The following is a 9,313-nucleotide window of genomic DNA, read 5'->3' as shown; positions in this document are numbered from 1 at the left end:
CCTACGTGGTGGAGCCAGCGCACGGGGGCTCCGGCGGCTGCGTGACGGAAAGGCTCGAGCTCCTCATCCCACGCTTCGCCGAGGGCCAATGACAACTCTTGATAGACGATGGAGGGGTCACCCTTGCCCGCCTCGTAGGCGTAGCGGATGCGGTCTTCAGCGACCATGATGTTTCCGTGGACGTCGGTGACGGCGTGGAAGATCCCCAGCTCCGGCGTGTGAGACCAGCGCGAGCCGTCAACACCTGCGCTGGGGTCTTCGGTGACTTCGTAGCGCACGTTGGCCCAGCCGCGCAGCGCCGAGGCCAGCCTCGCTCCGGTTCCGGCAGGGCCGCGCCAGGAAAATTCAGTGCGCAGCACATTGGGCGCCGCGGGCTGTGCAGTCCACTGCAAGTCCGTGCGCTGATCCATTACACCGGCAATGGATGACTCAATGTGCGGGCACATCACAGCCGGGGCTGAGTGCACAAACAAGACACCACGCGTGTTTTCTACCTTCATTCCATCCTCCATTGCAGTAGGTGCGTCTTCCCCAACGACCTTCTTCAGGATGAAACAGCGGTTGCGTGGATCCGCTGTGAACGGGCCCTGATCGTCCGGCCTTCATGGCCGGACATTGCTTGTTTCTCTTTAGCTGTCTTTCATTCTGCCGTAGCCGGGCGCTTTGCGCCACCGGAAGGGCCAGAGCCGGCATTATGACGGAATTTCACTCGACTATGCGCGTGGATGTGCCGTGCGGTAGCTGTCCCGCAGCCGCTCCACTGAGACGTGCGTGTATAGCTGTGTTGTTGCCAATGAGCTGTGGCCCAGGATTTCCTGCACGGCCCGCAAGTCAGCCCCGCCGTCGAGCAGGTGAGTGGCCGCCGAGTGACGCAACGTATGCGGCCCAGTGGCGGAGGTATCCCCCAAAGCGGCAAAGAGCCTATCAACCATCGTCCGCACCGTCCGCTGGTCAATCCGTCCGCCGCGTAGACCCAGGAACAGTGCAGCACCGCTGTGCGCCCTAAGCAGTCCTTTTCTTCCCACCTGAATCCACTGCCCGAGAGCAGTATCGGCAGGTACACCAAAGGGGACAGTTCGTTCCTTGTTGCCCTTACCCAAAACTGTGACGGTACGCCGTTCACGATCCACGTCATCAACGTCAAGCCCGGCAAGTTCACCTACACGGATACCGGTGGCGTATAGCAGCTCTACCATGGCCAAGTCGCGAAGGGCCACAGGTTCGTGTGATTGCGCATCCATGGCCATTGATTCAAGAAGCCGGCTGATCTGCCGTTGCTGCAAGACTGCCGGCAGTGTCTTCTCTCGCTGGGGAGCCTTGAGCCGAAGCGCCGGATCAACGGCGATGATTTCTTCACGCAGTGCCCAAGCAGTAAAACTACGAGCCGTGGCCGTACGGCGGGCCAACGTTGAGCGGGCTGTGCCAGCGGCGCTTTGCTCGCCGAGCCAGCGCCTCAGGGAACCCAGATCCAGGTCTGTCAGCGTGGTGTTTCCTTCAGCAACGGCATGAATCAACAGCGCATCGATGTCACCGCGATAGGCGCGAATAGTGTGCTCGGAACGGCCGCGCTCCGTACGCAAATATCGTTCAAAGGCCTCGGCCGCCTGTGCCAGCGCAGCAGGCAGGGCAGCGCGTTCTTCCAGATCCACAACTCCACTGTGCGCTGTTGGAAGCCTTGGGGCAACTTGCCCCGCCGCGAACGGACCGGCTTCGTTAGCCCAATCCGGCAGATTTGAGGTATGCCCCCAACGTGTCTTCACTCAGAGCCGTGGAAATGGCGGCGATTGCGGCGTCGTCCCTGAGTACAATCGACTGTCCATCGGCACTGCTTCCCGTCCCCAGGGTGGGCAAGGTGAAGGAAATGACATCTGAGCCCCGCACACTTTTCAGGCTGAGCGCAAGCGCGCCGAGAGTGGATGACTTGAGTCCGGAATCGACACTGACGTAGGGGGAAACCTTGTCCACAAGGTCCATCACCTTGACTGGGTTTGTCTGTGTGGACGGCGAGAGAACCTTGTTCAGCACGGCTTTGAAGAAGATCTGCTGGTTTTTCACTCTTTGGTAGTCCCCGTCGGGGAAGGCGTACCGCTCCCGCACGAAGTCCAGTGCCTGATCGCCGTTGAGCAATTGCGGGCCGGCCTTGAACGTAATCCCTCCGTGCAAAGTGGTGAAGTCCAGTGGCACGTCCACCTCCACGCCGCCGAGGGCGTCGGTGATGGCCTTAAACCCGTCAAAGTTGACGATGGCCACATGGTCTATTCGGTTGTTGAAAATACCCTCAAGTGTTTGCACCACCAGCGGCACTCCCCCGTAGGCCATGGCAGCGTCGATTTTCGCTTCCCCGAAGCCAGGGATCTCGACCCAAGTGTCGCGCATGATCGACATTAGGTAGATGTTCTTGCGATCGGCCGGTATCTGCACCCACATCATGGTGTCTGATCGTTGATCGGACGGGTCACCTTCTTCGGCGAGGTTCAGCGACGCACCGCGGCTGTCACTGCCCAACACCAGCACGTTCATGGCCTCGGCGGCCGGCCCCTGCGTGGGTTTGACCGGCCTGAGCGTTTCACTGGGGAAAGCTTTGGAGATGGTCTCCGACTTGCTGTCAAAGCTGCGGGACAAGTTGCCAACATAGACCACACCGACGACTCCAGCCAACAGGCCCACCAAGACCAGCGCCAACACAATCAGCAGAACATTCCTACGTTTGCTGCGCCGTCTGTGGCGGGGGACTGGGTTCTGGGCATCGGCACTCATAGTGGACATCCTGCCATTCCAGGATGGGGTTTGTCCTGATCCCGTGCAGAACCTTGGCCAAGGTGTTGTCGTCGACGAGCACGTTATTGGGCACGGCGCACCCATCCACCCCCTCGTCGTTCGGCCAACCCTTGCACTTCAAGCCGTCCAAGCCCGGACAGCACGGTGGCTGCACCCAGACCAGCAACCACACATAGCTTTTCCACACTTGTCGCGGTGCGCAACGGCAATGCATCCATCACCAAAAGGTCAGCGGTGCCCAAGCCGTCATACAGCGCGGCCTGCACCTGTGGCTCAACCACAAGATGCTCCCCCATGGCCCCTGCCAGTTCAGCGATGTCAGCGGCATCCGTAACACAGACGGCACTGCCCTCTTTCAGCAGCCTGTGGCACCCGGCCGAATTTGCCGAATACACCGATCCCGGTACTGCAGCTACCACTCGGCTCAGCCGTTCGGCGTGGTGAGCGGTGTTGAGTGCTCCTGAACGCCACCGGGCTTCCACGACCACCGTGACTGAACAGAGTGCTGCTATAAGGCGGTTTCGTTGCAGGAAGCGATAGCGTGTGGGGTTGGTACCAGGAGGCACTTCGGCCACGATCATCGATCGTTCTGCAATGGTGCGCAACAGATCTTCGTTGCCGGAAGGGTAGAACCTGTCCACTCCCCCGGCCATAACAGCCAGCGTGGGCAGCTGGTTCGGATCTGTATCCGCTGCCAGGGCACCGCGGTGGGCGTGGGCATCAATGCCGTAGGCTCCGCCGCTGACTACCGTGAATCCGCGCTGCACAAGCGAACTGGCAATTTCAGCAGCGACGTTCGCCCCGTAGCTGGTGCTGTCCCGTGAACCAACCACCGCAATGCACTTGCCTTGCGCAGGGATCGGCTGCCTTCTCCCCCTACACCACAAGGCGATGGGTGCCGCCAGTTCAAGGTCATCGAAGCACCGCGGCCAATCGTCGTCTTCGGGGATTATAAGCCTGCCACCAAGCCGTGCCACAGTAGCCAAATCCCGTTCAGGGGCAATGTCAGCCAACCGTGGTCGCCACCGCCCCAATGCCTCGGCCAGCCCTGACCAACGTTCCGTACCCGCCTCGTTGAGAATCTCTGCGACATGCTGCTCCACGGCGGCGTGGGAGGCATCACTACTGCCGATCAAAGCCAGCGCGTCTTCCGGACCCAACGCCCGGATCAGCGCCAGCCCCGGCGAGTCTGACGGTTCCATCAAGCGAGTCAGGGCTGCTCGTGCGTTGCGCAAGGCCGTCTCAGCTGCAATGCCGCTGCCTTGGTTCATGGTGTTCACAGTCCTTCTCCTCTTTGCCGCAATGTCAGTGCCAGCCCAACATCATCGCTGCCAGGCCTCTCCAGTCCCTGCAGGTCCGCCACGGTCCACGCCAAGCGCAGCACTCTGTCGTAGCCGCGTGCGCTGAGCACTCCCGTGCCCATTGCCTTGTCCAGCAGCGCCGTATGGTGGCCACCCAGTCGCAGCGGGCCGCGCAGGATCCGGCCGCTCAAATCAGCATTGTGGACCAATCCCCACTGTTTGAGCCTTTCGCTGGCAATGTTGCGTGCGAGCAGGACACGCCCGGCAACTTGCGCACTGGATTCGCGGGGCTCGGTGCTGGCCAGCTGGGAAAGTTGCAGCTTGTTGACTTGAAGCTGGATATCTACCCTGTCCAACAGCGGGCCTGAAAGCCTGCCGAAGTAGCGTCTGCGGGCCATGGGCGTGCACTCGCAGTTGATTCCCTTTCCCGTGGCTTTTCCGCAGGGGCATGGATTGGCCGCCATAATGAGTTGGAAGCGGGCAGGGTAGGCCGCAGTTCCGGCAGAGCGGTGAAGCACCAGCTCACCACTCTCCAGAGGCTGCCGCAGGGCATCAAGGACCCTCTTGTCGAACTCGGGGGCCTCGTCAAGGAAGAGAACGCCGCGGTGTGCCCGTGAGGCAGCGCCCGGGCGCGGAATGCCGCTGCCTCCGCCAATAATGGAAGCGGTGCTGGCAGAATGGTGCGGCCGCTCATAGGGCGGTCGGCGCATCAACGAGACGAGTCCATTGCTTCTGTATTCCAAGGAGTGGATGGCTGTGACTTCCATCGCCTCGACATCGTTGAGATCCGGTAGGAGTCCGGGCAGCCGTTCGGCCAGCATGGTCTTGCCTGAACCAGGCGGGCCCACCATCATCAAGTGGTGGCCACCGGCCGCGGCAATCTCCAGGGCCAATCGGGCCACCGGCTGTCCGGCCACTTCCGCCAAGTCCATCCCAGCCTGTCCGTCGGGCGTTGTTTGTATTGCCTCGGCGGGCACGGTGCCGGAGTCCCAGCCTGCATCGAGCGCTGTCAGATCCTTCGGGTCTGCATCGAAGTCAAGGACCACCTGCGCCAGGCAGTCATAGGCACGCACCTTCGCTCCGCTCACCAATTGGGCTTCGCCCAGGTTGGCTGCCGCCACCACAAATTCCCTGTGTCCGGCGCTGTAGGCGGCGAGCACGGCCGGCAGCACTCCACGCACGGACCGCAGCCGCCCGTCGAGCCCCAACTCAGCCAGAAACACTGTGCCTCCGGTGCGCCGCACGTCCCCGGCGGCATTCAATGCCGCCATCACAATGGCCAAGTCAAAACCGGAGCCTCTCTTAGGCAGCGATGCAGGCACCAAGTTCACCGTGATCTTGCGTCGGCTCAGCGGAATCCCGGTATTCTGCGCGGCAGAACGAATTCGTTCCCGGGCCTCCGACAAGGAGGCGTCTGGAAGGCCCAACAGAATAAAATTTGGCAGGGTTTGGCCGATGTCTGCCTCCACCTCAATGACATGGCCGTTGAGCCCCACCAACGCAACAGCCAGCGCCCGCCCCATACCCATCAAGCCACACCCCTCAGATGGTCGATGCAAGGAGCGGATGTACGGCCCAGCACAATGCCTACGGCATCAATCCGCAGCGGAGCAGCAACCCGTTGGTGTTCCCGCGCCCACAGCACCGCCAGGGTGCGCAGGCGCACCAGCTTGGCCCGGGTCAGTGCCTCCAGCGGATCGCCGTAACGCCTGGAACTACGTGTTTTGACTTCGACAATGACAAGTTCGCCACCGTCGAGCCCGACCAGGTCAATTTCGCCGCTGGCACACCGCCAGTTGCTGTCAATGACCCTGATGCCATGGTCTTCCAAATAGTCCGCGGCCAGCCGTTCACCGGTCTGGCCCAATACATCTTTTGCTTTCATGACCGCCTCCACTGCCAGCTTGGCTGGCATTGGCGCGGCAAAATAGCTCAGCGGCGGCAAATGTGCACAGACAGCATAAGAGCGTGTGCTGTGGAGGAAGGAACACCCCTCTGGGCGGCCAGTTAGCCCAGCGGCCCGAGTTCCCCGTCCTTGGGGATCTGCAGATCGTCGGACTTGATCAGCTCTTCGACGTTGACGTCCTTGAAGGTGATGACTCGCACGTTCTTCACAAAGCGGGCCGTGCGGTACACGTCCCACACCCAGGCGTCCTGCAGCGTCAGGTCAAAGTAGACCTCGCCGTCGGCGGAACGGGCCTGCAGATCAACATGGTTGGCCAAGTAGAATCGGCGCTCGGTCTCCACCACGTAGCTGAAAAGGTTCACCACATCACGATATTCGCGGTAAAGCTGCAACTCCATGTCAGTTTCGTAGTTTTCCAGATCCTCGGCGCTCATGGTTCCATCATGCAACACTTGGGCCCCACTTGCGCAACACGACCGGCCCGTAAGACGAACTAGATGAGCCGCCAGCTCTTGCGGTGGTAGTCGGTGGGGCCTAGCTCGGCAATGGCGGTGCGATGCGCGGCCGTGCCGTAACCCATGTTGGCCTGCCAGCCGTAGGCCGGAAACTGTTCGGCGAGCCCCGCCATGATGCCGTCGCGTTCAACCTTTGCCAGCACACTAGCGGCCGCGACGGACAGGCACGTCATGTCCGCCTTGATGCGGGTCTGGATCCGCCAGGGCACAGCAGAAGCCTGTGCTGCGGCGGCGAACAAGTCCAAGGCAGGCTGCTCCGGGGTGGACAACCAGTCCTGGTTGCCGTCCAAAATCACAAAGTCGGGCACCAGCGTCGTGGCCGCTTGGGCCATGGCACGCGTGCCAGCCAGGCGCAGGGCGGCGACCAATCCGACGTCGTCAATTTCCTGTGCCGAAGCATGCCCGACGGCGATTGCCGCAGCCCAGTCGGCAATGGCTGGAACGAGGGCCTCACGCACCAGGGGCCGCAGCAGCTTGCTGTCCTTCACCCCCGGCAATTCTGCGGCAGTATCCGCGTGGATGACGACGACGCCGACGCTGACGGGCCCGGCAAGGGAACCGCGGCCCACCTCGTCGCACCCGGCGACCAGCTGGTAGCCCTGTGCGGCAAGCTCGCGTTCCCACTCCAGGGTGGGGGCAGCGGCTGCCATCACTGCCCTGTAGGTGCGTGCTGTGCCGAGGAAACGCTTGCGCTCTTGGCGTCAGGGACGTTGGTGAACACGTCCGGGTAATTACCCAGGATGCTCCAATGCGACAACGGCCACGCAATCACGACTGCACGGCCCTCGACGTCGGCGATGGGCACAAAACCTGTCCCGTCAAAGGTCTGGTGATAGCGGGAGTCCTGCGAGTTGTTGCGGTGATCGCCCATGACCCACATGTGCCCTGCAGGGACCGTGACGTCAAACGTGGTGTCCGACGGCGCCGCGCCCGGATACAGGTACGGCTCAGTGATCGCTTCCCCATTGACGGTCAGCTTGCCATCTGCGCTGCAGCACACAACCCTGTCCCCAGGCATCCCAATGACACGTTTGACCAGGTGTTGCTGAGAATTATCCGGCGCCAAGCCAATGAATGTGGCGGCATCGTTGATCCAGCTCAGCGGCCCTTCAGCAACCGGCGTTGAAGTCAGCCAGCCCTGGGTGTCCTTGAAGACGACGACGTCTCCACGCTTGAGTGCGAACGGTTCGGGAACCAGCAGGTTGACGAAGATCCGGTCATTGATCTGCAAAGTGTTCTCCATGGAACCCGAGGGGATGAAGAACGCACGGAACAAGAATGTCTTTATCAGGAAGGAAAGCACGATGGCGATGACCACAATAGCCAGCAGTTCCTTGCCCCAGGCCCACGCTTGGCGACCGAAACGCGCGGTGGCGGTGCCGCCGTCGTTGTTTTCCGGGAAGGACTCAGGCACTGACGAAGCATCAGGCGTCGAGGAGGGCGCAGGCGCGTCGGACGGTTGAGTCGGCGAAGGCGTACCAACCGCCTCAGGCGACTCGCCCGGGAGCCGGGGCTCGATGTTTTCTGGCTCGAAACCCTCGGGTTCCCCAGGAGCACTGTGTTGCGTCAACGTTCATTTCCTTAGCAAAGTCAGGATGGAAGCCTGGGTGGTGGTCACCGCCGTCGGGCATGGGCGCCTGGGCGCTACGGCAGCCTTGTGTCGCTGTCAATGACGTGGAGGCGTCCGAGCGGCCACACGGTGGCAAAGGGCGAGCCAATGACCTTGGTGGTGGAAATCAGGCCACCGCCGGGAGCACCCAGCAGTGAGCGTGAATCCAGTGACACGTTTCTGTGGTCGCCCATGAGCCACAACTTACCTTGTGGCACCGTCACCTCGAAGTTCAACGCGCTGGGCTCATCCCCTGGATACAGGTAACTCTCAGAAACTGGGACCCCGTTGATTTCCAGCAGTCCACCGTCGGTGCAGCACTTGACGGTGTCACCGGCGACGCCCAAAACCCGCTTGACGTAGATGTTGTTGTTGGGCACCAGGCCGAGCCACTGCCCCGCACCGATGATCCCCTCCGCAACAGGACCAGTCCCGGAGTTCAGCGGCGTGAAGGATCCCCGTCCATCAAAGACCACCACGTCCCCGCGTTCAATGGGACTGCCAGCGAAACTTGTTCGCGAAACCAGCACACGATCACCGGACAACAGCAGTGGCTCCATGGATTCGGAGGGAATGAAATAGACATCCACCCACAGGTTCCGCAATAGCGCCAAGAACACGAAGATGACGACCACTGCAAAAACAACAAAACGCCAGCCCAGTTTCCTGGACTGGCGTTTCGCTTGATTCAAAGTGCGGATCCCTTGTTACTTGGCGGGAACGTTGTCGCGCTTTTCCTTGATCTTTGCAGCCTTGCCGCGCAGGTTGCGCATGTAGTACAGCTTGGCGCGGCGAACGTCACCCTTGGTGACAACTTCGATTTTGTCCAGAACCGGGGAGTGTACCGGGAAGGTACGCTCAACACCGACGCCGAAGGAAATCTTGCGAACCGTGAAGGTTTCGCGAATGCCATCGCCCTGGCGGCCAAGGACGAAGCCCTTGAAGACCTGGACACGTGAACGGGAACCTTCAATGATGTTCACGTGAACGTTGAGGGTGTCCCCGGCACGGAAGGCGGGGATGTCGCTGCGCAGGCTGGCTGCGTCAACAGAATCGAGAAGATGCATTTTCTCACTCCAGGCAAACACCACAGGTCATTTGCTTTGTGTCACGACTATCATGGACGGCGCAGGGCCAGTCATGAAAAATCGAAAGTTATGGACCGGATACCTAGACTAGGCCACCGGCATGCCTTCCTGTTGAC

Annotated in this window: 11 protein-coding genes; all 11 read right to left on the bottom strand. The window is 61.2% G+C overall.

All coding sequences use genetic code 11. From position 1 onward, the window contains the following. Positions 1-500: DUF3145 domain-containing protein (locus Q4P21_RS13455; RefSeq protein ID WP_303389263.1), on the bottom strand; the 500-nt coding region annotated here is incomplete at its 3' end. A gap of 213 nt (positions 501-713) precedes the next feature. Further along, complete coding sequence (locus tag Q4P21_RS13450; RefSeq protein WP_303389262.1) at positions 714-1,649, bottom strand: tyrosine recombinase XerC; 936 nt, start codon at positions 1,647-1,649, stop codon at positions 714-716. A gap of 64 nt (positions 1,650-1,713) precedes the next feature. Further along, positions 1,714-2,766, bottom strand: coding sequence for an LCP family protein (locus tag Q4P21_RS13445; RefSeq protein ID WP_303389261.1), 1,053 nt, complete (start codon positions 2,764-2,766; stop codon positions 1,714-1,716). Between the two features lie 74 nt (positions 2,767-2,840). Then, positions 2,841-4,049, bottom strand: coding sequence for a DNA-processing protein DprA (gene dprA, locus Q4P21_RS13440; RefSeq protein WP_303389270.1), 1,209 nt, complete (start codon positions 4,047-4,049; stop codon positions 2,841-2,843). A 5-nt stretch (positions 4,050-4,054) separates the two neighbouring features. Continuing rightward, entirely contained in the window at positions 4,055-5,608 is a 1,554-nt protein-coding gene (locus Q4P21_RS13435) for a YifB family Mg chelatase-like AAA ATPase (protein ID WP_303389269.1), read from the bottom strand. Further along, entirely contained in the window at positions 5,608-5,964 is a 357-nt protein-coding gene (locus Q4P21_RS13430; RefSeq protein WP_303389260.1) for a YraN family protein, read from the bottom strand. Before Q4P21_RS13430 ends, Q4P21_RS13435 begins: the two co-directional genes overlap by 1 nt. A 122-nt stretch (positions 5,965-6,086) precedes the next feature. Next, positions 6,087-6,419 (bottom strand): DUF2469 domain-containing protein, encoded by a 333-nt coding sequence (locus tag Q4P21_RS13425; RefSeq protein WP_103467284.1) that lies wholly within the window; start codon positions 6,417-6,419, stop codon positions 6,087-6,089. Positions 6,420-6,478: 59 nt separating this feature from the next. Beyond that, positions 6,479-7,150, bottom strand: a complete 672-nt coding sequence (locus Q4P21_RS13420) for a ribonuclease HII (protein ID WP_303389259.1) — start codon at positions 7,148-7,150, stop codon at positions 6,479-6,481. Beyond that, positions 7,150-7,914 carry a signal peptidase I gene (lepB, locus tag Q4P21_RS13415; RefSeq protein WP_303389258.1) on the bottom strand — a complete coding sequence of 255 codons (765 nt, stop codon included), beginning with the start codon at positions 7,912-7,914 and terminating at the stop codon, positions 7,150-7,152. The genes Q4P21_RS13420 and lepB (Q4P21_RS13415) overlap by 1 nt, the downstream gene beginning before the upstream one ends. A gap of 230 nt (positions 7,915-8,144) precedes the next feature. Then, on the bottom strand, positions 8,145-8,801 hold the full coding sequence (gene lepB, locus Q4P21_RS13410; RefSeq protein ID WP_303389257.1) for a signal peptidase I: 657 nt from the start codon (positions 8,799-8,801) through the stop codon (positions 8,145-8,147). Between the two features lie 15 nt (positions 8,802-8,816). Continuing rightward, the gene (gene rplS / locus Q4P21_RS13405) at positions 8,817-9,176 is read right to left on the bottom strand and encodes a 50S ribosomal protein L19 (RefSeq protein ID WP_303389256.1); all 360 of its coding nucleotides are present in this window, start codon (positions 9,174-9,176) and stop codon (positions 8,817-8,819) included. Positions 9,177-9,313: the final 137 nt, after the last annotated feature.

It is taken from the genome of Arthrobacter sp., from assembly GCF_030540645.1.
Lineage (GTDB): Bacteria > Actinomycetota > Actinomycetes > Actinomycetales > Micrococcaceae > Specibacter.
The sequence above is the reverse complement of the archived record's forward strand: the minus strand, read 5'-3'. Positions and strand labels throughout refer to the sequence as shown.

Coding starts and splice junctions, on each gene's coding strand:
- Q4P21_RS13445 (WP_303389261.1), bottom strand. CDS start 2,766: ATGTCCACTATGAGTGCCGATGCCCAGAACCCAGTCCCCCGCCACAGA.
- dprA (WP_303389270.1), bottom strand. CDS start 4,049: ATGAACCAAGGCAGCGGCATTGCAGCTGAGACGGCCTTGCGCAACGCA.
- Q4P21_RS13435 (WP_303389269.1), bottom strand. CDS start 5,608: ATGGGTATGGGGCGGGCGCTGGCTGTTGCGTTGGTGGGGCTCAACGGC.
- Q4P21_RS13430 (WP_303389260.1), bottom strand. CDS start 5,964: ATGAAAGCAAAAGATGTATTGGGCCAGACCGGTGAACGGCTGGCCGCG.
- Q4P21_RS13425 (WP_103467284.1), bottom strand. CDS start 6,419: ATGAGCGCCGAGGATCTGGAAAACTACGAAACTGACATGGAGTTGCAG.
- Q4P21_RS13420 (WP_303389259.1), bottom strand. CDS start 7,150: ATGGCAGCCGCTGCCCCCACCCTGGAGTGGGAACGCGAGCTTGCCGCA.
- rplS (WP_303389256.1), bottom strand. CDS start 9,176: ATGCATCTTCTCGATTCTGTTGACGCAGCCAGCCTGCGCAGCGACATC.